We start from the raw sequence: 23,445 nt of genomic DNA on the forward strand, positions 1-23,445 counted from the left end.
CCGGACCGACCCGCCCGGATCACCGCGCCGATCCCGACCAGAACGCCAGGCCGGGTGCTGACCGGGAGCAGCCGACCCGCCACAGGCCGAACCAAGCGACCGACCACAAACCACAACACCGCGCCGGTCACAGGCCAAGACAGCTGGCCAACCACGAACCGGAACAGCAGACAGCCGAAACCCACGACACCGGCCCCATCGCGCACCAGGCTCCGACCACGACCCACAACACCGGACCGACCCGCCCGGATCACCGCGCCGATCCCGACCAGGACACCAGGCCGGGTGCTGACCGGGAGCAGCCGACCCGCCACAGGCCGAACCAAACAGCCGACCACAAACCACAACACCGCGCCGGTCACGAGCCAGCACCGACCAGACCCACGCCACCGAGTTGCCCCGCCCGACCGCACCGATCGCGGGCAGGCGCAACTAGCCAAGAGTGAGCCGGAACAGCAAACGGCCAAACCCGCAGATACCGGACCCATCGCGAACCAGGACCCGACCACGACCCACAACAGCGGACCGACTGACCAAGGCAGCAGACCGATCGCGGGCAGGCGCCGCAGGCCATCCGGGCACTGGAACCACTGACCACGAGCATCGGCCGGGACCTGCAACACCGGACCGACTGGCCAGGACACCGGGCCGGGCCCGGGGCGCGGCGTAGCGAACGAACCGGGTTACCGGGCTGTCGGTTGTTCGGCCCTGTCACTTCTTGCAACTAACATCTAACATGTCAGTTCATGGAACGACTGCGGCCCGTGCGGCGAACGCTGCTCCGCGATACGGCCTACCAGGCCATTCGCGACGCGATCGTGCGCGGTGAACTCCCGCCGGGCGCGACTCTCAGCAACGCCGAGCTGGCCGAGCGTTTGGGGCTGTCGCGCGCACCGATCCGCGATGCCCTCGCTCGTCTGGCCGACGAGGGGCTGGTCGAGACCAAGCCGCAGAGCTTCACTCGGGTCACTCCCCTGGCTCCGCGCGATGCTCAGGATGCAGCCGCTGTCGTGCGCGCGATGCACGAGCTGGCAGCGCGAACCGCTACACCAGACCTGACAGACGCCGACATCGCCGCAATGCGAGCCGCGAACGAACGATTCGTGGCGGCGACGCGGTCCGGTGACATCGACGCCGCTATGCGAGCTGACGACGATTTCCACGGCGTCCTGGTCCGGGTGTGCGGCAACCGCGCCGTCGCGGCCACCATCGACCGCTACACCCCGCTCATCCGCCGGCTGGAGCGGCTGCAGTTCCGCAAGGCCAGCGCCGAGCGGTCGGCGGCCCTGCACGAGGAACTGATCCGCGCGTGCGAGGCCAGGGATCCGGCCAAGGCTGTCGAGGTCACCACGCGCACCTGGCACCAACTGGAAGACCTGGCCGAGGGCACCTCATCGGCCGCGGCCTGCATCGAGGCACGGACCACGCCTCCCACCGAGGCACAGAGCAAGGGTTCCGCCGCTGCGCAGACCAAGACGATCGCCGAGACACACCGAGACACCGGCCAAGGCGTTCGTCGCAGCACGGGCCGAAACCACCACCACCAAGACACCGACCGAGATCACCGCCGCGAAACCGACCGGGAGCGCATCCAAGACACAGGCCACGACGACCACCAAGGCACCGACCGCGACACCGGCCGGCACGGGCCGCCCGTGATGCCGCCTGGCCCGTGAACCAGCGATCTGTGAACCCGCCCGGAACCGCGCGGTCACCGACCGCGTGAAGCCACCACGCCAAGCAGGCAAACCGCCAACCCGCCATCGGAGGCAGCCATGTCCATCACGTCCTTCGACCGTTGTCCGCTGCTGTTCGGCCCCTCCCCCGTCCACCGGCTCGACCGGTTGACCGAGCACCTGGGCGGCGCGACCATCTGGGCCAAACGCGAGGACTGCAACTCCGGCATCGCCTTCGGCGGGAACAAGACCCGCAAGCTCGAGTACCTGGTCGCCGACGCACTGGCGCAGGGCTGCGACACGCTCGTCTCCATCGGCGGTGTGCAGTCCAACCACACCCGCCAGGTCGCGGCGGTCGCCGCTCGCGTCGGCATGAAATGCGTGCTGATCCAGGAAAGCTGGGTCGACTGGCCGGACGCCGTCTACGACAAGGTGGGCAACATCCTCATCAGCCGGCTCACCGGCGCCGACGTGCGCCTGGTGCAAGCCGAGTTCGGCATCGAGTTCAAAGACAGCTGGCAGCAGGCCATCCGCGAGGTCGAGGAATCCGGTGGCAAGCCCTATCCGATCCCGGCGGGTGCTTCCGACCACCCGCTCGGCGGGCTCGGCTTCGCCAACTGGGCGCATGAGGTCGCCGAGCAGGAGCGCGAGCTGGGCGTGGTGTTCGACACCATCATCGTCTGCTCGGTCACCGGCAGCACGCAGGCCGGGATGATCGCCGGCTTCGCGCAGCTCGCCGACCAAGGTGGCCCGCAGCGACGGATCATCGGGATCGACGCGTCGGCCAAACCGACCCAGACCCGCGAACAGATCGGCCGCATCGCCCGCAACACCGCCAAGCTCATCGGGCTGCAGCGCGAGCTTCGTGAGGACGAGATCGTGCTCGACGACCGCTACCACGCGGGCACCTACGGCATCCCGGACGACGCGACGCTGGAGGCCATGCGACTGGCCGCCCGCACCGAGGGCATGATCACCGACCCGGTTTACGAGGGGAAGTCGATGGCCGGGTTGATCGACCTGATCACCCGCGGAGAGATCGATCGCGACTCGAACGTGCTGTACGCGCACCTGGGCGGCCAGCCTGCCCTCAACGGCTACAGCGCCCTGTTCTCATGACACACGGCACGCCTTCGCACAGACGAGACACGGCAACGCGCACACATCGAGTGGCGTCCGGGAGCCGTCATCTGCGCGAAACCCAGCGGCGGCGAGCCCCGAGCGTGAACCGTCGGCGCCCGGGCTGAGTGGCGTGTGCGACCACGCTTTCGGAGAAGGATGCCTGGCGGCGCGGATCAGCCGACGGGTGCCGGGCAGTACCGGTCAGCCAACGACATGCCGGGCAGTACCGGTCAGCCGACCGGTGTCGCAGCGGTATCCGACACCGGCGGCAAGCCAGGCGGCGACCGGCCGTCCTCAGGTTCGGGTGACCGCGAGGCAGGAGGTATCGACCACGCCCCCAGCCCGCACCCACCACCGACCGCACGGCATTGCGATGCCCAACCACCCACGAGACCTGGCAGACCGCAAGCCAGGAGGTACCGACCACCGACGGCGAACCGGGTAGGCACTCGGAGGCTCCCAACGCGAGACGACAACGCCCACGTCGCTCACCGTGACGGCTCATGCTGGTCGCATGCCGCCTTCGAGCACGACACTCATCGAACCTTCAGCACGCCACGCAGGCTCGGATCTCCCGCACAACGGTTCGGTGACACTGGGGTCACCTCCTGCGTTCGTGAGGAGCGACCTGTGCGTCGGTGGAACCACAACGATCTCTATCACCGAGTGCTGCTGCGTCACGTACCCCCGCACTGCGACAGGGCCCTGGACGTGGGATGCGGGACGGGCACCTTCGCCAGAGCCCTCGCGGAGAAGGCTCGCGTGGTGGAGGGCATCGACCGAGCACCCGAAATGATCGCCGCTGCGCGCGCGTACACCCCGCAGCCGTCCAACGTCCACTACCGCGTCGCGGACGTGCTGGCCGAAGACTTGGGCACTCGACGCTACGACTTCATCAGCTGTCTGGCCGTGGTGCACCACTTGCCGTTCGCGACCATCATGCCGCGGCTACGGGAAGCTCTGCGCCCCGGCGGCGTGCTCGCGGTTCTCGGGCTGTACCGCGAACGCACTGCGACGGACTACGCCGTCAGCCTGGCGGCGGTGCCGCTGAACTGGCTGGGCATCGCCACCTTCGCGGTGGTCCGGCTGGCGTCCATACCGTTTCACCACCGAGACCGCCGAACCGGCAAGGGTGTCCGTCCGCCCGTGGCACCAGCCGCGATGACCTTGGCCGAGATCCGGCATCATGCCGGAACCCTGCTGCCCGGATCCGTGATCCGACGACACCTGTTCTGGCGCTACTCGCTGCTGTACCGGCGCCCAGGAGACTCCCCGGCTGCTGACTGATCGGCCGCGCGGAACAGACGCTGCTGCGTCGCACGGCAGCGGAAGACCAATCCGGTGTCCTGCCGCACGATCCGCGCACCGCGCAGCCCGACCTGACGCGAGCCCGGCACCACGTACGGAACGCCACACCACCAGGGGTAGACAGACTTGTCTGTTCTGTGGCAGGGTGATGATTCGCGGTTGAGCTGACAGCCGGACCGCCAGACAAGTGCGCGGCGCACCGGCCCGTGCAGCCCACCGTTGGGAGCTGTTTTGACCTCATCGCACACCGCCGTCCTGTCCCCGGGGCGCACCACCGAGACGCCGCGTCCCGCCGGCTCGCATGGCGAGTTCGACGCCATGGAGCCGCTTCTCGTCAAGCTCACCACCATGCATGCCGCCGATCCGGGCCGCGCACGGCTGCGCGAACGAATCATCGACGCACACCTGCCATTGGCCACCCGGCTCGCTCGCGGGTACCAGCACCGCGGCGAACCTACCGCAGACCTGATCCAGGTCGCGATCATCGGCTTGATCAAAGCCGTCGACCGCTACGAACCGGCCGTGGGACGCGGCTTCCTGCCGTACGCCATCCCTACCATCCGCGGCGAGCTGCGCCGGCATTTCCGGGACAGCACATGGGCGCTGCGCGTCCCCCGCCGCCTGAAGGAACTGCACCTCGCGCTGCAGCGCGCCGGCGACGAACTCCTCGACGAGCTCGGCCGGGCACCGCGCCCCAGCGAGCTGGCCCGTCACCTCGGCATCCCCGTGACGCAAGTGCACGAGGGACTGACCGCCGCCGCGGCGTATCACCCCAGCTCGCTGAACCGCCCCGCTGGTTCACCCGACGACCCGGGCAGTGAGGTCGGAGATTTCGTCGGCGACGTCGACGGCGGTTTCGACAACGTGCTGAACATCGCCGACCTCGAGCCGGCGCTCGCTCAGCTCCCCGAGCGGGAACGCCGCATCCTCGTGCTCCGCTTCTATCGCGAAATGACGCAGTCGGAAATCGCCCGCGTGGTCGGCCTGTCGCAGATGCACGTCTCGCGCCTGCTGGCCCAGTCGCTCCGCCAGCTCCGCGAGATCCTGTCCCAGCCCGCTCCCCTTCCCCAGTCACGCCACGACGCGGCATGATCGGCAAGGCAAGGGGGAACCAGTGACACAGGGCATTCCACCGGAACGACTGACCGACGACGACCTTCGCCGGGAACTGCGCCACCTGCACGACACCCGCCACGGCACCGTGCTCGGCGGCACCGCGTCGGCACTGCGGACCCACACGGTGCGCATGCTGGAGCTGGAGCAGGAGTTCCTCCGCCGTTTCCCCGACGAGGGCACCCCCGACCCGCGCCGCACGCGGCGCGGAAGCCGGCTCGAAGCACGGCGCGACGACACCACCCCAGGCGATCATTAGCAATACAAAGAAAGGCGTACGGTAGACGCTCATGACGGCTGATCCCGATGACCACCGCAACCCCTACGTCGCGCGCGAACGAATACTGCGCACCGCCTACGACCTGTTCTCCCGACGAGGAATTCGGGCAGTCGGCGTCGACGAAGTGATCGAGCGCTCGTCCGTGGCCAAAGCGACCCTCTACCGGCATTTCCGCACCAAGAACGAGCTTGTCATCGCTTTCCTGGAGCGCAGACAGCAGGTGTGGACACGCGAACTGGTGCTCGACGAGTCCGGGCGCCGGGGGCAGACCCCCGAGGAGCGCCTGCTGGCCATGTTCGACGTGCTCGACGAGTGGATTCACAGCGACGACTTCGACCGCTGCACGTTCATCAACGTGCTGCTGGAGATGGGACCGGATCACCCGGTCGGCAAGGCCGCCATCGGCTACCTCGAGGAACTGCGGGACATGGTCAAGCAACGGGCCGACGAAGCCGGCCTGTACCGCACGGAGGAGTTCGCACGGTCCTGGCACATCCTGATGAAGGGATCGATCATCGCCGCCTACGAAGGCGACGGGGACGCCGCCCGGCGGGCCAAGCGCATGGCGGCGGACTTGATCGAACAGCACCGGTCACCGGACGAACCGACCCGCGTCCCAGCTGGGACCTCGGCGCCCGGGCGCTGAGCAGAAAGCTCACGTGACCACGGTGAGACCGGCCCCGGCAGACGAGGCCGGGTCGATCGATGCTCGCGGCTGAACCCGCACACGACGCGGCTGCGCGCCGCGGGGAGTACGGGCCTTCAGGCGCCCAAGACGACGCCGGTGCAACGAGGGTCGGACACTTCGGCCCATGCTTGCGACGGAGCATGCCGATCCTGCGCAACCCAGGCCTCCAGCCCACCAGTTCGCGGAGCAGAGCGGCGCTGACTTCGGGCTGATGCCCTGGGGCAAGGTCAACCTGCGGCGGCGCCCCGCGGTCGCGGTGGCCGAGGTGCCCGCGCGACGCCGGAGTCGGCGAGTACGCGCAGCAGATCGGACCGGACCAGCAGCAGTGCTGCGCGTTCTGGATCGGGCAGCCGGCCTTCCACCTCTGATTTCCCTTGGCCAGCCGTTTTCGATCTGCCACGCAGAGGTATTCAGCGGCATGGAGCTCATCGCCCCACCGGGGGTCTATCGACCACAGAACGACACGTGGATGCTGGCCGAAGCGGTCGCCACCGCAGCGTTGCGGTCCGGCGCCCGCTCGGCCACCGGGCTGGACATCTCGGCCCGGGCCATCGCCGCGGCCTGGCTGAACGCACGCAGGCACCGGGTCCAGCTCCGCCTTCGGCGTGGCGACATCCGGACCTTGCACGGCCAGCAGTACGACGTCATCCTGTCCAACCCGCCGTACGTCCCCAGCATGCGGGCGCGAGTCACGGGCGCGGCTCGCGCCTGGGACGCCGGCATCGACGGACGCCAGGTGCTGGATCCGCTGTGCCGATCGGCGGCGCGACTGCTCCGGCCACGGGGATTCCTCCTGCTGGTGCAATCAGCCCTGAGCGGGCCCGACCTGAGCGTGCGCATGCTGCGCGAGGCCGGCCTGCAGGCCGACATCGTGGAACGACGCACCCTGCCGTTCGGCCCGGTGCTGCGCAGCCGGGTCACGTGGCTGGAGCGCCGCGGCCTGATCGAGCCGGGCGAACGCGTCGAAGAGCTGGTGATGATCCGTGCCGAGCGATGAGCCCGCACGCCGGGTCCGGGTCAGCCGCGGCGGGCCGTTGCTGATCGAGGGCCCGGTGGAGGTCACCGGCCCGGACGGCGAGACCCGGGTGTCCGAACGGTTCGTGGTGGCGATCTGCGGATGTGGACGCAGCAAGACCTACCCGTTCTGCGACACCAGCCATCGTCGCAAGCGCCGCCGCAGGCACGACGACTGACTCCACGACCCGCCTGGGTCGCCAGCTGACCGGTCAGGCCCGACTCATGCACTACGGAGTGCCGAACGGCCGGACCGCCACGCGGCCAGCACGTGGTCGGCGAAACGTGCTTCGACGAGCTCCGTCGCCTGGATCCCCAGCACGACGTCGGCGGCCAATTCCGGCTCGTCCTTGAGCAGGGTGTCGACCACGTCGTGGCGCATGACCTGCTCATGCACCGCGTCGGCTTCGATGTGCTCGGTGTAGAAGCGCACACACCGTTCGCCGGCACCGAAGCGCCGCAACGCGGTGACGATGTTCTTCGCCGACGGCGGCGTGCTGATCTCCGCCGCCGCGAAATGCCCCACCAGCGCACCCCGCAGCGAACGGTGCAGGCCGAACATCGACATCAGGTTGACCACGGCGAGCATCGCAGCCGGCGCCGCGTCCTGGTAGTGCAGGTAGGCCGAACTCAAGCCCGCCCCGTCGAGCAGATCCGCGTAGAGCTTGGCGTGCATGTCGTCTGCGCGTCCGCCGCCGAACTCGTCGAACTCCACCGCGACCAGTGCGGCCTTCGGCCTGCCGTGCAATCGGGGAATGACCCACGCGTGCGGGTCCGCTTCCTTGAGGTGGTAGATCGACCGCAACGCGAAGTACTCGTCGAGCTGCCACCGCTCGGCGTCCTGCGCCAGGTAACCCGACAGCCCCTCGCCGTCGGCAGGCAGCACGAGCAGTTCGTCGAACTCCCCGGCCACATCGGTCCCGCCAGCGGTGTCGGCACGCAATCCGGCCAGGAATTGACGCTCCAGGTCGCGGCGCACGGACAACAGCCCGGGGTGCCACTCCCACTCCTCGCCGACCCCGGCGAATCCGCGGTAATGCAGCTCGTAGCACACATGCAGCGCGAGCTGCAGATCCTCGCCGTACGGGTCCATCTCCGCGGGCACCTCGGGCAGGGGGCCACCAGACGTCAGAGCCTCGATGACGGCCGCGGACACGTCTCCACGTGGAGCGGGAACAGTCGCTTGCATCGCACCTCCAGCAGATGTCACGCCGGGGCTTCCCGCTGCGCGGCCGCGGTAATCGCCACGGTGTCCAGCACCGCCGACATTCCGCGTTCCGCGGCGCGACGCTGACGCTCCGCGCCGGTGCCCATGGCCAGCAGGCGGTCGACGAGCAGCCGGACTTGCTCCAGGTCGCCGGCTTCCGCCAACGCCGGACGCACATGATCGAGCAGATCGGCCAGCAGCACGATGCCGAGCGTCTGCCGTCCGGTGACCGGATCGATCGCCGGACCGGCCAGACCGTAGCGGGACGCCGCCCACAACGCGGCGGCAGCGAACGTGTCGGAACAGCCGACGGCGGGTTTCCCGGCGTCCATGTCCGCCATCTCCTGCCACACCAGCGCACGGGACAAAGCCGCTTGCAGCAGGGCACCCTCGACGTCCAGGGAAGCGTCGGCCACCCGGAATTCGAGGGTCGGCTGGGCAGGCGACGGCCGGACGACCCAGAACGTCATCCGCTCGTCGACGAGCACGCCGGTGTCGACCAGCGCCGCCAGCATCCGCTCGTAGTTCGCGGCCGAGCCGAACCGTGGCGGCACACCGCCGCCGGGCAGCCTGCTCTGCAACACCATCCGCCAGCTGCCGTAACCAGTGTCCCGGGCATCAAACAGCGGCGAGTTCACCGAGATCGCCAGCAGGGTCGGTAGCCATCGCCGCACCCGGTCCATGACCGTGATCGCCGTGTCCCGGTCCGGCACACCGACGTGGACCTGGCACGCGCAGCACCGGTAGTCGCCCAGCACCTGCCCGTAGGTCAGGACCATGCGTTCGAACCGGTCGCCCGGGGTCACCGGAGCGGCCGCGTCCACTACCGGAACACCCGCCGACTGCAGGGCGACCCCTGCTGCGCGGGCCCGCACAGCCAGCAACTCACGCAGCGAGCAGAGCTGCTTGCGAAGGTCTCCGAGCGTGGTGCACACCCCGGTGGCCGCCTCCACCTGCGCGCTCGACAGCTCGGGCTGCACGGTCGCGCCGTCCGGGACCGCCTCCACCTGACCGATCAGGTCCGCGGCACGCGGCACCGGTCGCCCCATCACCGGGTCGACGACCAGGAATTCCTCCTCCACCCCCACGCTGAGCGTCATGAATGGGTCTCCCGTCCCGCGCCGAGGCTGCCTCGGCAGCGCTCGTGCACCTGAGCCGTCTGATCGGCGTCCAGCCGGGGGACCGGCTGGACCTCCGTCAACGGCGGCTCGTCCGCCAGACACTCGATCTCCTTTTCGGTGAGGATCCACGGTCGTGCTCCTTCCCGCAGTTCCTGCAGGGACTGGCCCGTACTGGGGGCCACCCGGTTCGCCGCGGGCGGCAACCACCACCCAGGCACCCGCACCGTGCCAACCGCCGTGCCGGGCACGGACGGGCCGCTTCGGTGGTCCTGGCTCGGGTGCGCTGCGTCCGGCCCGGGACGTGGCGGACACCTCAGCTCGGCCGGAAGCCCCGCACCGGTCACCCGCACCAGCCCACCGAGCGCCACGACGGATTCCGCGCCGCGGCTGTCGTCCATGAATGGCATGCACCGCGGCTACCCGGTGACCCCGGCGTCGAATCGCGCCGTTGCGGCGCCGGTCCTCGGCGGGCCCGCCCGGGTGTTAGCGGAGCGTCGCGGCTGGGTAGCCGCTTGTCAGGTCGGGGTGAGGAGGTCACGATGCCCACTCTGTTCGGTCGGAGCAGACGGCTCTCTGCGGCGAAGATCCGAGCGCGCGCCAAGCGGGCGGCGCTGGCCGCGTCACGTCCCGACGCCAAGCTTCATCCGGTCCAGGCCCACAAGTGCACGCCGCACACCCTCGAAGCGATCCTCGCCCCCGGCACCGTGCGGCGGCGGCCGATCTGACGCGCCGCGCCCCTGTCGTGCGCCCACCGGAGGCAGCGGAATGAGCATCACGGTCGCCGACCATCTCGTCGCACGGCTGCAGGAGTGGGGCGTCGCCCAACTGTTCGGCTACTCCGGCGACGGCATCAACGGGATCCTGGCGGCACTGGGCAGGGCGGGCAACCGGCCCCGGTTCGTACAGACCCGACACGAGGAAACCGCCGCGTTCGCCGCCGTCGGCCGGGCGAAGTTCAGCGGACGCCCCGCGGTCTGCCTGGCGACCTCCGGGCCTGGCGCGGTACACCTGCTCAACGGCCTCTACGACGCGTTGCTCGATCACGTCCCGGTGGTCGCCGTCGTCGGGCAGACCGCGCGCACCGCGATGGGCGGCAGCTACCAGCAGGAGATCGATCTGCAAGCGCTGTTCAAGGACGTCGCGCACGCCTACCTGGTGGAGATCAACGCGCCCGAACAGCTGCCGAATGCGCTGGACCGGGCCATGCGGACCGCCGAGGCACAGCGCACGGTCACCGCGCTGATCATCCCCGCCGACGTGCAGGACCTGCCCTATCGCCCGCCGGCGCACGAGTTCAAGCATGTGCCCTCCAGCCCGCCCGCGCGGCTGCGCTCGGTGACGCTGCCCGACCGCGCCGACCTGCAGGCGGCCGCGGACGTGCTCAACGCCGGATCACGGCCGGCGATCCTGATCGGGCAGGGCGCACGCGGTGCCGCGGGCGAGATCCGGCGCGTCGCCGAACTGCTCGGCGCCGGTGTCGCCAAGGCGCTGCTCGGCAAGGACGTGCTCGCCGACGATCTGCCGTACGTCACCGGCTCGATCGGGCTGCTCGGCACGCGCGCCAGCTGGCAGCTGATGTCCAACTGCGACACATTGCTGATCGTCGGCTCGAGCTTCCCCTACTCGCAGTTCCTGCCGGAGTTCGGGCAAGCACGGGCGGTGCAGATCGACCTGGACGGCGGGGCCATCGGCATGCGCTATCCGGTGGACGTACCGCTGGTCGGCGACGCCTCCGCCACCTTGCGCGCGCTGCTGCCGCTGCTGGACTCCGCGCGCGATCCTTCCTGGGGAGAGTGGGTGCGCGGCATCGTCGCGGACTGGCGATCCGTGGTCGAGCAGCAAGCGTTGCTGGACGCCGACCCGGTGAACCCGATGCGGATCGTGTGGGAGCTGTCCGCCCGTCTGCCGGAAGACGCGGTGGTGACCGGGGATTCCGGCTCGGTGGCCAACTGGTACGCGCGGCAGCTGCAGATCCGAGGGTCGATCCGGTGTTCGCTGTCCGGAACGTTGGCCTCCATGGGCAGCGGTGTGCCGTACGCGATCGGCGCGAAGTTCGCCGACCCGCATCGCCCCGTCGTCGCTTTGGTGGGCGACGGCGCCATGCAGATGAACGGCATGGCGGAGCTGCTCACCGTGCGGCATTACCACCACCTGTGGCCGGATCGCCGGTTCGCGGTCTGCGTGCTGCACAACAACGACCTCAACCAGGTCACCTGGGAACAACGAGCGCTCGGCGGGGACCCGAAGTTCGAGCCGTCCCAGACCCTGCCGGACGTTTCCTATGCCGAAGTGGCCACCGCGTTCGGGCTGGAAGGCATCCGCGTCGAGGAACCGGACGCGATCGGCCCGGCATGGGACCGCGCGCTGTCCGCCGATCACCCGGTCGTGCTCGACGTGATCTGCGATCCCGAAGTCCCGCCGGTCCCGCCGCACGTCGGGTTGGATCAGCTGTCCGCCACGGCAGCAGCGCTGGCGAAGGGTGACCGGGGAGCGTGGCGCATGCTCATGCAGGGCGTGCGCAGCAAAGCGCAGGAGTTCGCCCCCGGCGAGTGATCACCTCCAGCCCGGTTCTGCTCGCCGTCCCGCCGGGTTCTCGACGACGACCGCCCGGCCACCGCCGGCGGTGCGTGCCACGGAAACGGTTCCTGCCGGGGCGGACGCGGTGTGGGTCGGCGCGGGTGCGGTCGCCCCTTCGGCCTGGGCCACGATGGCCAGCGATGCGGCACCCGTCTTGAACAGGGGCTGTTTCGACACCGGATCCCACGACGTCGGTGTCAGCTCGTTGGCTGCGCGCTGTCGGTCGTCCGGGGCGGCATCCCAGTAGCCGTAGTGGAACGGCAGGAACAGCACACCGCGCCGGATCTCGGTGGGCCGCACCCGGGCCAGCACTTCTCCCCTGCGGGTTTCCACCCGGACCAGGTCGCCCTCAGCGAGGTCCAGGTCGACCGCGTCGGAGACGTTCACCTCCACCCACACTTCCGGAGCGGCGTCGGTCAGCTGCCAGACCCTGCCGGTCTTGGTGCGGGTGTGGAACTGGGTCAGCGTCCGCCCGGTGATCAGGTGGAAGGGGTAGACGTCGTCCGGTGGCTCCACGGGCGGCACGTAAGGCGCGGTCTTGATCATCGCCAGCCCGTTCGGATTCCACCTTCGGTACTCGTCCTCGCTCCACGGTTCGCCGGTGACCAGATTCTTGCCGTACTGCTCGCATTCGTCGGGATGCGCCGGGAAGCCGTCCGCGTACAGGCGTTCCAGTCCGTCCGGGTGGTCGGCGTTGCACGGCCAGGGAATCCCGCTGCCACCGCGCAGCTTCTCGTAGGACAGCCCGGTGTAGTCGCACGGCCGTCCAGCGCCTGCGCGCTGCCACGCGGCGAATGCGGAAGGAGCGTCGTGCCACTGCGGGAACTGCGCACCGTCCCGGTCGGCCAGCTGCATCTTGCGGGCGTAGGCCAGGAAGATGTCCAAGTCGGATCGCGCCTGGCCCGGCGGGTCGACGGCCTTGTCGGACAGGTGCACCGTCCGGTCCGCGTTGGTGAAGGTGCCGATCTTTTCGCCCCAGGCCGCGGCGGGCAAGACGACGTCAGCCAGTTCGGCGGTCTCGGTGAAGTACAGGTCCTGCACCACCAGATGCAGCTCGTCGCTGCCGAGGAGGGCACGGATGCGACCCAGCTCCGGCAGGGACACCGCCGGGTTGGTCCCGCTGACCCACAGCTGACGGATCGAACCGTCCTCGACACCGGCGAAGATGTCCATGGCCGGGGTCGGCGGACCGGAATGCGGGATGTCCGCCAGGTCCACGTTCCACAGCTCGGCCAGCTCGGCCATGTGACGCTCGTTCGCCCAGTTCCGGAACCCGGGCATGTCGCCGTCCGCGCCGCACTCGCGGGTGTTCTGCGCGGTGGGCTGACCGTTCATCTGGAACACCCCGCAGCCGGGGCGGCCGATCATCCCGCGCACCAAGTGCACGTTGTCGACGGCGACGGCGGCCGCGGTGGCTTGGTGCGACTGGTAGAAGCCCTGCAGCACGGTCGACACCAGCCGCTCGGCGGTGCCCAGCACCCGAGCGGCTTCCCGGAGCTGCGCAGCGGTGACGCCGGTGATGTCGGCGACCCGCTCGGGCGGATAGTGCGACACCATGTCCACCAGGTCCGGATAGCCGACCGTGTTGCGCTCGATCCAGTCCTCGTCGACCCATCCGTTGGCGACGATCTCGTGCAGCAGGCCGTTCATCAGCGCCATGTTGGTTCCCGGCACCGGCGCCAGGTGGATGTCCGCTTCGCGGGCCACCACGGTCGGGCGAGGATCGACGCACACCAGCACCGGCGGGTCCGCACCGCGTCGGCGGTCGAGGATGCGTTCCCACAGCACGCTCTGGGTTTCCGCGATGTTGTGCCCGTACGCGGCGATGACATCGGCGTGGTCGAAGTCGGTGTAGGAGCCGGGCTGGCCGTCGCAGCCGAAGCTTTCCTTCAGCGCCTGCGCCGCGGTGGCCGTGCACAGCCGGGTGTTGCCGTCGAGGTGCGGCGTGCCGATCCCGCCACGGGCGATGGCGGCGAGCGTGTAGTACTCCTCGAGGAAGAGCTGGCCGCTGGTGTAGAAGGCGAGCGCAGCCGGCCCGTCGCTCGCCATCAGGTCACGGCTGACCGTGGCGATCCGGTCCAGTGCGGTGTCCCAGTCGGTTTCCACGAGCTCACCGTTCTCCCGGACGAGCGGGCTGGTGAGGCGGTCGGCCGAGGCGTTGGCCTGCCAGCCGAACAGGTCCTTGACGTCCAGGCGGCCGTGATTGATCCGGTCCGTTGCGCGCCCGCGCACGCCGACCATGCGGCCGCCGGCTACCGCGATGTCCATCGCGTCGCCGTTGGAGTGCAGCACCGAGGCCGTCTGGACCCACACATCCACGTCGTCGGGCGAAACGCCCTCGTCAAGTCGCATGTCCACTCTGACCGGCCATGGCTCCCCCGCCCCGTACGGTGTGCGGGAGCCCCACGGTTCGGCGATGGCGTCCCGCTCGGCCCGGACCTTGTTCTCGCCTGCCATGGATTCGGCCTACCCGAAGTCCGGCACGACGAACCTCACGCGGTACCGGCCCGTCCGAAGCCGAAGCGTGGCGCCGACCGGGCACGGCGGGTGTACCACTGCCATGCGAGGACCGCGGCCAGCGCCATGCCGACCACGTCGCCGCCGTAGTGCATGACCTGGGCGCCAAGCTGCAGGTCAGCGGCCGCATGACTGACACCCGGCGGCGATGCCGCGAAGAGTGATTTCGCCAGCACGGCATGTGCCGCGCCCGCTCCGAGCAGGGTCAGGCCACGCACGAGCAGCCTCCACGATGCCGCACCGAACCCAGTCGACACACCGCGAACGCGACCAGCGCTCCCGCGAATACGACATGGACTTGGACAACTGCGTGCAGCAGGCCGTCATGGTGCACGGCTCCACTCAGCGATGTCCGATACAGCAGTCACAAGCCGCCGATGTCCGACACAGCGGCCACGGGCGGGAACAGGAGGGCGCCCGTTGGGCGATACTGGGCCACGGCGAGCATCCGCCTCCGGATTCCGGCCGACGCCACGCGCAACGTGAGGGGTCACCGGACGCGCGAGCACAAGCAGCGAGGCCACCATGGCGACCACGACGTGCTGCGCCGTGGATGTAGCGAACGAGCCCTCAGGAGGCCTGGCCACCAGCGCCGCCGCCAACACGAACGTTCCGTCGGCGAATTCCCCGCTGTGCCAACGCGGCCATTCGTCGCCTCGGTCGCGCAGCTGTGCCGCGCCTCTCAGGTATCCGACCGTGGCGGCCACGGCGACCGCGGCCATCATTCACTCGACCGGTGACGACCGCGGCCATCATTCACTTGACCGGTCTCGGCCCGATGCCGGGTGTCTCGCCGTGATGCTGCACACCGATCACGGGTGACTCCGTGAACGAGCCGTACGCCTCGCCCGCATCGCCAGCGCCCGCCGATCGCCAGCAGCACGAGGCCTGCCCCGCTCCACGCCAGGCCGTACGGAAGGAGGTCGACCCCGTGCCGCACCTGGTGCACGTGCAACAGCTTGTGGTGCACCGTCGCGTCGAACAGCTGGAATCCGCCCAACCCCAGGAAGAACCCAGCCCAGGCCTGCGGCCCGGACGGGGCATGCGCCGCCGCAGGTCGGCGGCCGCCACGAAACCGACGACAAGCGCGATGACCTCGGTCGTGTGCAGTACCCCGTCCGACACCAGCCCGACGGCGGTGGTGGACCGGTCGTGGCAGTGATGCCAGGAGAAGCTGGTGGACGACGATCTCGTCCACGGCCGCCATCACGGCCGCTCCCGGCACGCCGAACGCCGTCGTCGTCCGCCCGGCAAGCCCGATCCGATCGGCTCCGGCGTTGTCGTCGGTGGGCATGCGGGCGCCTTCCCGGACATCTGTCGAGCCCGCGGCTACCCGGTGCCGGGTGGCGGAAAACCAATGCCTCGAGGCTGCCGGAACACCACGCGAATCCCGCCACGTCGTCGCGTGAAGTCTGCGCATTTTGCCTACGCCGACGGCTTGGTCGCGCTACCGTGAGACGTCACCAACCGACACGCTGCCCTGCTATCGGGAGGAAGCTCGATGCACAGCCCGTCCGAATCCGTTCCACGCATGCTGGGCGACGACGAGCCGGCACGCGAGGCGATCGTGCAGGCGGCCACCGCTCCCTTGCGCGAGGCGTTCGGCGTGCGGATCCGCCTGGATGTCGGACAGGTCAACCGGATCGGGCCGTGGGTGTTCGTCCAGGGGACGATGCGGGCACGCGACGGCGGGCCTGCGAACTACGCCGGCACGGTCTACCAGGCTCGCAGCGAGGACGGCGCGCTCTCCGACGTGTTCGCGGCCCTGCTCAAGATGGACGAGAATGCGGTGTCCGACACCGACGTGCGCTCGTGGCGGTTGCTCGAGTACGCCATCGGGCCGACCGACGTGGCCTGGCTGACCTGGCCGGACGAGCACGAAGCCCCGCGTTCCCTGATCGGGGTCTGAGACTTCGCGCGAGAGCGCACACGCGCTCGATCCTCTCGCCGCCTGGTGGCTTCCCGTGCTGGATCGGCCGTGCCCACCGGCCTCACTACCGACATGTGACAGCCCGGCCAGGACGTCCGCTGGAAGGGCGTCCGAGCCGGGGCTTCGCGTCGACGTTCCCGTTACACCGGCGGGGTCAGCACCTCGACGACGTTGTTGCCGCCACCCCAGCTGACCCGCTGTGACCCGTCCGGGTTGACGTTGTTGGAGCCGATGAACTTGCCGTCCCCGGCGTAGATCACGACGTGCCCACCCCCGTTGGAGATCACCACGTCGCCCGGCTTGGCCTCGGAGAGCGGGATCGACCGCCAGCCGTCCGCCTTCAGGTTGGCCCGCAGCTGCGCCACCGACGGGCTGGCCTGCTCCTTGTCGATCAGGCCCGCCGCCTCCAGGACACCGGAGACGAAGTTCGCGCAGTTGACGTTGTTGGGCACCCACGACTGCATCGCGGGCAGCTCACCGCTCACCTTCAGGTCCGCGGCGTTGCGGCCGAGGAAGCGCTTCGCGATCTCGGCGGGGTTCTCGCCGCGCGCCTCGATCGGCTTGGCCGGCCTGCCGTCGCCGGGCACCGCGGGGGGCAGGCCACCGCCCCCGCCGCCACCACCGCCGCCACCGCCGCCGGTGACCGGCGGGGTCTTGGTGCCCACGTTCACCGGGGTCGATTCGGCGCTGGAGGTCTTGGTCCTGGACGCCTTCTCCGGCAGCAGCTTGACGAAGCCGTCCTCGATCTCCAGGCCGAGCGGCTCGAGCAGCTGGTCGATCTGCCGCTCCGCCTCGTCGAGCAGCCGCTCGATCTCTTCCTTCTTGGCGTTGGCGTCCTTCTCGTTGAGCGCGCGCAGCCGCTGGATCTCCGCCGCCGCTGCCGCGATCACGCTCTCGTCGTCCGAGCTGTTCTTGCGTGCCCTGGCCGCGGCGATCAGCTTGCGGTTCTCGGCGTCGTTGTCGTTGGCCTCCTTGGCCAGCTGGAGCACCTTCTTCTTGACGTCCTCCAGGATCTCGGAGACCCGCTCGAGCACCTTCTTGGCGGCTTCGGCGCGGTCGCTGACGTTGTAGCTGGCCTTGCTCAGCTTGTCCAGGTGCTCGGCGACGGCATCGGCGTCCTTGCCGTCCCAGTTGCGCAGGACGTCCTCGCGGAAGGCCTTCAGGTCGTCCCCGAGATCGTTGGTCTTGGTCGCTGCCCCGCTGACCTTGCGCGCCTGCTCGTTGATCGCCGCCGGGTCGAGTTTCTCCGTCTGGCTGGCGTGCTTGTCGATGGCGTCCATCGCCGGCGGGCGGTCACGCGACGGATCGTCGAGCGTGCTCAGTTGCTCCTCCGCGGTCGTCATCGGCACCTACCCCTGGTTCCCCTTGTCGTCGCGCTCACTCCCGCTTAGAGCCACCGAAGCTGTGCGCGGTTTCACCGTCGTCGTCACGCAACCGCTCGGCCGCGCTCGCCAGGGCGTCCGCCGCCGCTTGGACCAGCTCGTTCGCGGCGTCCAGCTCCTTGTTGACGTTGCTGTGGAACGCCTTCACCGTCGAACCGGCCGAAGCGGCGTTGGACAGGTGGCCGAACGCCGTGCCGGGGTCTCCGTCCCCCAGCTCCTGGCTGGCTTTGCTGTATCCGTCGGTCAGCCCTGCGACTTTCTTGGCCAGCGAGGCGATCGCATCCGGATCGAACTGGCGGCTCATGATCGTCGTCCCCTCCGTCCGTGGCGCCCGGGACGATCGTCCAGGCGCTTGTGGCTCTGCCTGGCGAGTTTATGGCGTTGCCGCCGCGAGCGTGGGGCTTTGCCGGAAATGCGCCCACGGATGGGCGGTCGTTCACCACTGATCCCGCCTCGGCGGGCGACGACGACCATGCGCGTCCTCGTCGAGCGTGCGCACCGGATGCATTCACCTCGGCGCTCGCCGACGGCGAACCGGAGCCGTCAGGCAGCCCGCAGCGACCGGCGGGACGCGGCGGCGAGCTGCCACTGATCGATCCGGCGGATGATCATCACCGCGAAGATCGCGGCGGGCACCCCGGCGAAGCCCATCAGCAGCCCGGCCGACATCACGTTTCCGAAGGTCCGACTCGGTTCGGGGACGCCGAACAGCATCGCCAGGTCGTTGCTGGTCACGAACGAGGCGACCCATGTCACCACCCAGAAGCCCCACCAGCAGAGCGGCAGGCCGCGGCCGGGTTTCTCGTCCTCCGGCCTGCTGGCGTCCCTCACCTCGGCGACCACGAAGTAGGGCAGGAACAGGTTCGCGATCGGGATGAACCAGGACACGACCGTCCACGGCCGTCCCCACTCCATCGGCCGGCCGATCAGCGCGCCGGCGACCGTGCGGGCACGCCACAGCCAGACGACGAACGCCACGCTGGCCGCGAGCGCCACCACGCCGACGAACACGCCGAAGGCCGCCCAGGTGCCCAGCTGATCCGCGGCCCTGCGCAGTTCCCCCTCGGACACCTCGGTGTCCGGCTTGCCCACGGGCTTGCCGAAACTGTCGTACTCGGTGGGCTCGTCCAGGTAGTCGTCCACGTAGTTGTCCAAGGACCACCACACCGCGGGGTCCGAGCTGATGCCTTTGGTGGACATGTCGGCCATCTCGGCCAGCTCGTCCAGGTGCGCCAGCACGTCGGCGCTCGGCTTCGGCGTGCTCAGCACCCACAACAGCTGCAGAACGGTCACCAGCACGATGAGGACCATGGCGACCGTGCCGCGAGTCTTGGTCACCTCGATCTCTCGCGACGCGGGGTCGGACGGCGGGACAGGGATGGTCGGCATCGCTCACACTCCTTTTGGCCGGTTCCCATATACCGACCGCCGGGAGGGGCGTGAGGTTGGGGATCGGCGGCGCGCGAGTCGGGCGAGCAAGGCGTTCGCCGTGCATCACCCGCTGCCCAGGGGTCCGGAGCGCAAGTCAGGCGAACGCGGTGGCACTCTCGGCCCGGAGGTCGAGCCGCCTGAGGAGCTGGGCGTTGAGCGCCACCACGATGGTGGACAAGCTCATGAGCAGCGCACCGATCGCCATGGGAAGAACGACACCGGCCCAGGCCAGCGCTCCCGCGGCAAGCGGAATCGCGACGATGTTGTAGCCCGCCGCCCACCACAGGTTCTGCAGCATCTTGCGGTAGCCGGCCACCGAAAGCCGCCTGACCGCCAGCACGGCACGCGGGTCGCTGGAGGCGAGGACGACGTCGGCGGACTCGATCGCGACGTCGGTCCCGGCACCGATGGCGATGCCGACGTCGGCTCGCGCCAGCGCCGGGGCGTCGTTCACCCCGTCCCCGACCATGGCGACGGTGCGTCCACTGCGCTGAAGCTCGGCGACGGCACGGTCCTTGTCTTCCGGAAGGACCTCGGCGAATACGTCGTCGATGCCGAGCTGGCCGGCGACGGCATGCGCGACCTGTTCGGCGTCACCGGTGATGAGTGCGACCCGCACGCCGGCCGCGTGCAGTGCGTCCACCGCTGCGCGGGATTCCGGTCGCACCTGGTCCTCCAGCGCCAGGGCGCCGATCACGTCGCCGTCACGGACGACGTACAACACGGCGGCGCCGCGCCGTTTCCAGCCATCGATCGCGGGCTGGAGGTCGTCAGGGATCTCCCACCCGTGTTCTCGCAGCAGGGCCGGCCCGCCGACTGCAACGGTCCTGTCGCCGACCGAAGCCAGTACACCGCGACCAGTCATGGCGCGAGCGTCGGTCACTGGTTGTGGCGCAACGTTCCGGTCCTGTGCAGCCGCCACGATGGCGCGCGCCAGTGGGTGTTCACTTTCGGCTTCGACGCCGGCTGCCAAGGCGAGCAGGTCCTCCTCGGCCGTCTCCGGCCTGGCGGCGAGATCGGTGACGTCGTGCTCGCCCTTGGTCAACGTGCCGGTCTTGTCGAAGAGGACGACGTCCACCGTGCGCATCCGCTCCAGTGCGAGGCGGTCTTTGACCAGGATTCCGTTGCGAGCCGACTTCGTCGTGGAGATCGAGATGACCAGGGGGATGGCAAGGCCGAGCGCGTGCGGGCAGGCGATGATGAGCACGGTCACCGAGCGCACAACGGCGGCATCGGCGTCGCCGAGCGCGGTCCACACCACGACGGTGACCGCTGCGACGGCGACCGCGGCGTAGAAGAGCAGGGCGGCCGCTCGGTCTGCGAGCGCCTGCGTCCGGGACCGCGATGCTTGCGCTTCGGCAACGAGACGCTGAATGCCCGCCAGCGCAGTGTCCTCCCCGACGGCTGTGACCCGAACGCGAATCGCGCTGTCGGCCGACACGCTCCCGGCGACGACCCGATCACCCTCGCCGCGGGCCACGGGCCGGGATTCGCCGCTGATCATGGACTCGTCGATGTCGGCGCGACCACGGACGATGGTTCCGTCTGCGGGCACTCGGCCACCGGGCCGCACCAGCACCACGTCACCGACGGCGAGGTCGCCGATCCGCACCTGCTCGACCTGACCGTCGGATCCGATGCGCTCGGCTTCGTCCGGAAGGAGTTCGGCGAGCGCGGCGAGGGCGCCACGCGCTTGGCCGATGGCCCGCATCTCCATCCAGTGTCCGAGCAGCATCACGACGATCAGCAGCGAAAGCTCCCACCACACCTCGACGGCGAAAAGGCCCAGGGATGAGGCCAGGCTGGCGGCGAATGCGACGCTGATCGCCATACCGATCAGCAGCATCATCCCGGGCCGCCGGTCGCGGAGCTCACGCACGGCACCGGCCAGGAACGGCCCACCGCCGTAGGCGAAGACGACGGCGCCGAGCACCGGGGCGATCAGCGTGGAGCCGGGAAACTCCGGAGCGGTGTAGCCGAACCACGTCTGCACCATGTCGGCGTAGACCACGACCGGGACGGTCAGCACCAGCGAGATCCAGAAGCGATCCCGGAACATCGCCGGCGCATGTCCCGCGTGCTTGTCGTGGGCGCGATGGTCGTGCCCGGTGTGATCGGCATGCTCCGGATGCGTTGTCGTCGCGCTGTGTTCGGCGGGTGTCGCGGACGTCGCGGGCGCGGCGTGAGAGTCGTGATGGTGCGGGCCGTGGTGCGTGTGGTGATCCATGGCGGCTCCCTCGGTTGCGCGGCCCTCCGAGCAACAACATACCCCTATGGGGTATTCCGTGGTGCCGCTTGAACGCAGCTTGACACGTCGACGGAGCCTGACCAGGTCGACCAACCGATGTCGGCCAACCAGCCCTCTCGACATGAGCCGCACCGTGAAGGTCCAGGAAGCCAAGACAAGGCTGTCCGCCCTTTTGGCTGACGTTAAACGGGGCGAAGAAGTCATCATCGCAAGGGGAGACAAACCCGTAGCACGGCTGGTCCCCTTGCAGGAGCCGGCGGAGCGCGAACTCGGATTCGTGCCCTACGACGTTCCCGACTCGTTCTTCGAACCTCTTCCGGAGGCCGAGCTAGCGGCATGGGAACAGTGAGCTCGCTTCCCCAGCAGTACATGACTCGACACGTATGTACTGCTCTGGGCGCTGACCGATCCAGCCAAGCTGTCAGATCGCGCCCAGCACCTTCTCCGCGACCGGCGCTGCCAGCTGGTTCGTGTCGAGCCGTGTGGCGTGGGAGATCACTACCAAGCAACGGCGGGGCAGGCTGCCGCAATCGGAAGTGCTTCTTCGGGCATACCCACAGCGTTTGACGCGCCTGGGCGCGAAAACCGTGCCTGTCACAGACGAGCACAGCCTTCTTGCCGGAGCCTCGAGTGGGATCATCGTGACCCATTCGACCGAATGATCGCAGCTCAGTGCATGACCGAAGCCCTCCCGTTGCCTACCGCCGACAAAGCATTCAGTTCCGTAGCCGGCATACGGATAGTCTGGTAGCCAGACGCACTCAAGCGGGACCTTCCGACAAACAGGCGTCAACGCGGCCCACATGACGCCCACATGACACAACGTTTCCCCGACATGCCGGATAGGTCGCCTCATACCTCAGCCTTGCGCTGCACATCAAGTTGCTCAGCGCAGCACATCAACCGGTTGGTTCATTGGTCACCCTCACGTCCTCATCGTCGACCCGACAGCCGCCCGCAAACCAGGTTCACGGACTCGAGCCTGAACAGATGAAGCGCCGGCAGAACTTTTTTGAGCAACCACTGAACTTCGCAGCTCAGAAGGCGCGAACTGACACGATGTGAATTCACTTGCAGGTTGCAACCGAGACCACTGGAAGACTCCCAGCCGACAACCCACGACACCGGCCAGGCCGTCCGCGCGAACGTCCCGCGACACGCGCCGCGGGCCTTCGAGTCTCATTGAACAGTCGCGGGCCGTTCAGAGTACGGCGCGTTGCCCTGGCCAAGCAGGCAAGGGGAGGCTGTTCATCCATGAACCCGCTTGCGGGTACAGACCTGGTAGCGCCCCCGGCAGGACTCGAACCTGCGACCAAGAGATTAGTCCATGATCCTTCTCAACGTCTCGCGTTGAGCCCCATCACCCGTCGTGACCTCGCTGAATCACGATCTCGAACAGGCGCTGATGGTGGTTCGTTGGGGTTTCTTGTCGTTGATTCCTGGGGGTAAAGCGTGGCGGTGATCTTGACTTTGAGGGGGCTCCATGAAGGGTTCTCCCCGTCGGCCTGGTGCGTCTCGACCGCCTCGTGTCAAGGCCGCAACCTCTCTGCCTGACCGGAGGCGGTGGTGCCAGGCTTGCGGCCTTGACGCGAGGTGGTAGCACCAGGGCAGGCCGGCGGGGAGAACCCGGAGCCCCCGGACCGCACCACGCGTGGGGATCTCCCCGGAGTGCCTGCCGGGGGTACGGGGGCGGCGAGCGCCCCGCGTGGTGCCCACCGGCTCCATAGCACCGTTCCCCTCATCTGTGGCCCCCTGCGGAGTAGGGCCGCCGGCCGTCCAGCTCCGTCCCGCCCGCCGCCGGCCCTCCGGCCGCCCCGGCGCGGGACCGGCG

23 protein-coding genes are annotated in these 23,445 nt (G+C 69.2%); 12 read left to right on the forward strand and 11 right to left on the reverse strand.

Translation table 11 applies throughout. From position 1 onward, the window contains the following. The first annotated feature begins 746 nt into the window (after positions 1 to 746). From CXP56_RS12480 to CXP56_RS12515, 8 genes are all read left to right on the forward strand, one after another. Positions 747 to 1,676: a GntR family transcriptional regulator gene (locus CXP56_RS12480; RefSeq protein ID WP_286901215.1), complete on the forward strand. Its 930-nt coding sequence runs from the start codon at positions 747 to 749 to the stop codon at positions 1,674 to 1,676. 99 nt (positions 1,677 to 1,775) lie between these two features. Next, entirely contained in the window at positions 1,776 to 2,795 is a 1,020-nt protein-coding gene (locus tag CXP56_RS12485) for a 1-aminocyclopropane-1-carboxylate deaminase (RefSeq protein ID WP_028846310.1), read from the forward strand. A gap of 633 nt (positions 2,796 to 3,428) precedes the next feature. Further along, complete coding sequence (locus tag CXP56_RS12490) at positions 3,429 to 4,085, forward strand: class I SAM-dependent methyltransferase (protein ID WP_286901216.1); 657 nt, start codon at positions 3,429 to 3,431, stop codon at positions 4,083 to 4,085. A gap of 252 nt (positions 4,086 to 4,337) precedes the next feature. Next, positions 4,338 to 5,198 carry a SigB/SigF/SigG family RNA polymerase sigma factor gene (locus CXP56_RS12495; protein WP_286901218.1) on the forward strand — a complete coding sequence of 287 codons (861 nt, stop codon included), beginning with the start codon at positions 4,338 to 4,340 and terminating at the stop codon, positions 5,196 to 5,198. A gap of 22 nt (positions 5,199 to 5,220) precedes the next feature. Then, positions 5,221 to 5,478, forward strand: coding sequence for a DUF6158 family protein (locus CXP56_RS12500; RefSeq protein WP_028846307.1), 258 nt, complete (start codon positions 5,221 to 5,223; stop codon positions 5,476 to 5,478). Positions 5,479 to 5,509: 31 nt separating this feature from the next. Next, positions 5,510 to 6,145 (forward strand): TetR/AcrR family transcriptional regulator, encoded by a 636-nt coding sequence (locus CXP56_RS12505; protein ID WP_286901221.1) that lies wholly within the window; start codon positions 5,510 to 5,512, stop codon positions 6,143 to 6,145. 460 nt (positions 6,146 to 6,605) lie between these two features. After that, complete coding sequence (locus CXP56_RS12510) at positions 6,606 to 7,184, forward strand: methyltransferase (RefSeq protein ID WP_286901222.1); 579 nt, start codon at positions 6,606 to 6,608, stop codon at positions 7,182 to 7,184. Next, positions 7,171 to 7,380: a CDGSH iron-sulfur domain-containing protein gene (locus CXP56_RS12515; RefSeq protein ID WP_028846306.1), complete on the forward strand. Its 210-nt coding sequence runs from the start codon at positions 7,171 to 7,173 to the stop codon at positions 7,378 to 7,380. The genes CXP56_RS12510 and CXP56_RS12515 overlap by 14 nt, the downstream gene beginning before the upstream one ends. Positions 7,381 to 7,424: 44 nt before the next feature. Here CXP56_RS12515 and CXP56_RS12520 read toward each other — a convergent pair whose 3' ends face one another. Genes CXP56_RS12520 through CXP56_RS19055 form a run of 3 tightly spaced genes read right to left on the reverse strand, consistent with a single transcriptional unit; the run spans position 7,425 to position 9,936 of the window. After that, positions 7,425 to 8,411, reverse strand: coding sequence for an iron-containing redox enzyme family protein (locus CXP56_RS12520; protein WP_479267483.1), 987 nt, complete (start codon positions 8,409 to 8,411; stop codon positions 7,425 to 7,427). Continuing rightward, positions 8,408 to 9,508 carry a carboxylate-amine ligase gene (locus tag CXP56_RS12525; RefSeq protein ID WP_286901225.1) on the reverse strand — a complete coding sequence of 367 codons (1,101 nt, stop codon included), beginning with the start codon at positions 9,506 to 9,508 and terminating at the stop codon, positions 8,408 to 8,410. The genes CXP56_RS12520 and CXP56_RS12525 overlap by 4 nt, the downstream gene beginning before the upstream one ends. After that, entirely contained in the window at positions 9,505 to 9,936 is a 432-nt protein-coding gene (locus CXP56_RS19055) for a DUF6098 family protein (RefSeq protein ID WP_051309562.1), read from the reverse strand. Before CXP56_RS19055 ends, CXP56_RS12525 begins: the two co-directional genes overlap by 4 nt. A 132-nt stretch (positions 9,937 to 10,068) precedes the next feature. Between CXP56_RS19055 and CXP56_RS12530 the strand changes: the two genes are divergently transcribed. Beyond that, positions 10,069 to 10,254: a hypothetical protein gene (locus CXP56_RS12530; protein WP_028846305.1), complete on the forward strand. Its 186-nt coding sequence runs from the start codon at positions 10,069 to 10,071 to the stop codon at positions 10,252 to 10,254. Between the two features lie 40 nt (positions 10,255 to 10,294). Continuing rightward, positions 10,295 to 12,082 carry a thiamine pyrophosphate-requiring protein gene (locus tag CXP56_RS12535; RefSeq protein WP_028846304.1) on the forward strand — a complete coding sequence of 596 codons (1,788 nt, stop codon included), beginning with the start codon at positions 10,295 to 10,297 and terminating at the stop codon, positions 12,080 to 12,082. Here the strand turns inward: CXP56_RS12535 and CXP56_RS12540 are convergent, their stop codons facing one another. From CXP56_RS12540 to CXP56_RS19065, 4 genes are all read right to left on the reverse strand, one after another. Beyond that, positions 12,083 to 14,563, reverse strand: coding sequence for a molybdopterin oxidoreductase family protein (locus CXP56_RS12540; protein ID WP_286901227.1), 2,481 nt, complete (start codon positions 14,561 to 14,563; stop codon positions 12,083 to 12,085). It lies immediately after the preceding gene. 35 nt (positions 14,564 to 14,598) lie between these two features. Beyond that, positions 14,599 to 14,841: a cytochrome c oxidase assembly protein gene (locus tag CXP56_RS12545; RefSeq protein ID WP_028846303.1), complete on the reverse strand. Its 243-nt coding sequence runs from the start codon at positions 14,839 to 14,841 to the stop codon at positions 14,599 to 14,601. 105 nt (positions 14,842 to 14,946) lie between these two features. Beyond that, a complete protein-coding gene (locus CXP56_RS19060) occupies positions 14,947 to 15,348 on the reverse strand; it encodes a cytochrome c oxidase assembly protein (RefSeq protein ID WP_084608838.1) in 402 nt (133 codons plus the stop codon). Beyond that, positions 15,345 to 16,043: a DUF2243 domain-containing protein gene (locus CXP56_RS19065; RefSeq protein ID WP_353744554.1), complete on the reverse strand. Its 699-nt coding sequence runs from the start codon at positions 16,041 to 16,043 to the stop codon at positions 15,345 to 15,347. The genes CXP56_RS19060 and CXP56_RS19065 overlap by 4 nt, the downstream gene beginning before the upstream one ends. 81 nt (positions 16,044 to 16,124) lie before the next feature. Here CXP56_RS19065 and CXP56_RS12550 point away from each other — a divergent pair, with 81 nt between their 5' ends. Beyond that, on the forward strand, positions 16,125 to 16,532 hold the full coding sequence (locus CXP56_RS12550; protein WP_028846301.1) for a hypothetical protein: 408 nt from the start codon (positions 16,125 to 16,127) through the stop codon (positions 16,530 to 16,532). A gap of 161 nt (positions 16,533 to 16,693) precedes the next feature. Here the strand turns inward: CXP56_RS12550 and CXP56_RS12555 are convergent, their stop codons facing one another. From CXP56_RS12555 to CXP56_RS12570, 4 genes are all read right to left on the reverse strand, one after another. Then, complete coding sequence (locus CXP56_RS12555) at positions 16,694 to 17,896, reverse strand: NlpC/P60 family protein (protein ID WP_028846300.1); 1,203 nt, start codon at positions 17,894 to 17,896, stop codon at positions 16,694 to 16,696. Between the two features lie 34 nt (positions 17,897 to 17,930). Next, the gene (locus CXP56_RS12560) at positions 17,931 to 18,239 is read right to left on the reverse strand and encodes a hypothetical protein (protein ID WP_286901228.1); all 309 of its coding nucleotides are present in this window, start codon (positions 18,237 to 18,239) and stop codon (positions 17,931 to 17,933) included. Positions 18,240 to 18,478: 239 nt separating this feature from the next. Next, a complete protein-coding gene (locus tag CXP56_RS12565) occupies positions 18,479 to 19,324 on the reverse strand; it encodes a DUF4328 domain-containing protein (RefSeq protein ID WP_286901230.1) in 846 nt (281 codons plus the stop codon). 136 nt (positions 19,325 to 19,460) lie between these two features. Continuing rightward, positions 19,461 to 21,593, reverse strand: a complete 2,133-nt coding sequence (locus tag CXP56_RS12570; RefSeq protein WP_286901231.1) for a heavy metal translocating P-type ATPase — start codon at positions 21,591 to 21,593, stop codon at positions 19,461 to 19,463. A gap of 142 nt (positions 21,594 to 21,735) precedes the next feature. On the opposite strand from CXP56_RS12570, the gene CXP56_RS12575 reads away from it, so the two are divergent. Continuing rightward, a complete protein-coding gene (locus tag CXP56_RS12575) occupies positions 21,736 to 21,963 on the forward strand; it encodes a type II toxin-antitoxin system Phd/YefM family antitoxin (protein ID WP_286901233.1) in 228 nt (75 codons plus the stop codon). Positions 21,964 to 23,445: the final 1,482 nt, after the last annotated feature.

The organism is Thermocrispum sp. (assembly GCF_002919275.1).
GTDB lineage: Bacteria > Actinomycetota > Actinomycetes > Mycobacteriales > Pseudonocardiaceae > Thermocrispum > Thermocrispum agreste.

Bases quoted from the DNA above. Each gene is read 5' to 3' on its own strand.
- CXP56_RS12555 (WP_028846300.1), bottom strand. From the start codon at position 17,896: ATGACGACCGCGGAGGAGCAACTGAGCACGCTCGACGATCCGTCGCGT.
- CXP56_RS12505 (WP_286901221.1), top strand. From the start codon at position 5,510: ATGACGGCTGATCCCGATGACCACCGCAACCCCTACGTCGCGCGCGAA.
- CXP56_RS12560 (WP_286901228.1), bottom strand. From the start codon at position 18,239: ATGAGCCGCCAGTTCGATCCGGATGCGATCGCCTCGCTGGCCAAGAAA.
- CXP56_RS12480 (WP_286901215.1), top strand. From the start codon at position 747: ATGGAACGACTGCGGCCCGTGCGGCGAACGCTGCTCCGCGATACGGCC.
- CXP56_RS12570 (WP_286901231.1), bottom strand. From the start codon at position 21,593: ATGGATCACCACACGCACCACGGCCCGCACCATCACGACTCTCACGCC.
- CXP56_RS12535 (WP_028846304.1), top strand. From the start codon at position 10,295: ATGAGCATCACGGTCGCCGACCATCTCGTCGCACGGCTGCAGGAGTGG.
- CXP56_RS12575 (WP_286901233.1), top strand. From the start codon at position 21,736: ATGAGCCGCACCGTGAAGGTCCAGGAAGCCAAGACAAGGCTGTCCGCC.
- CXP56_RS12540 (WP_286901227.1), bottom strand. From the start codon at position 14,563: ATGGCAGGCGAGAACAAGGTCCGGGCCGAGCGGGACGCCATCGCCGAA.
- CXP56_RS19060 (WP_084608838.1), bottom strand. From the start codon at position 15,348: ATGATGGCCGCGGTCGCCGTGGCCGCCACGGTCGGATACCTGAGAGGC.
- CXP56_RS12530 (WP_028846305.1), top strand. From the start codon at position 10,069: ATGCCCACTCTGTTCGGTCGGAGCAGACGGCTCTCTGCGGCGAAGATC.
- CXP56_RS12485 (WP_028846310.1), top strand. From the start codon at position 1,776: ATGTCCATCACGTCCTTCGACCGTTGTCCGCTGCTGTTCGGCCCCTCC.
- CXP56_RS12550 (WP_028846301.1), top strand. From the start codon at position 16,125: ATGCACAGCCCGTCCGAATCCGTTCCACGCATGCTGGGCGACGACGAG.
- CXP56_RS19065 (WP_353744554.1), bottom strand. From the start codon at position 16,043: ATGCGCAGACTTCACGCGACGACGTGGCGGGATTCGCGTGGTGTTCCG.
- CXP56_RS12510 (WP_286901222.1), top strand. From the start codon at position 6,606: ATGGAGCTCATCGCCCCACCGGGGGTCTATCGACCACAGAACGACACG.
- CXP56_RS19055 (WP_051309562.1), bottom strand. From the start codon at position 9,936: ATGCCATTCATGGACGACAGCCGCGGCGCGGAATCCGTCGTGGCGCTC.
- CXP56_RS12565 (WP_286901230.1), bottom strand. From the start codon at position 19,324: ATGCCGACCATCCCTGTCCCGCCGTCCGACCCCGCGTCGCGAGAGATC.
- CXP56_RS12525 (WP_286901225.1), bottom strand. From the start codon at position 9,508: ATGACGCTCAGCGTGGGGGTGGAGGAGGAATTCCTGGTCGTCGACCCG.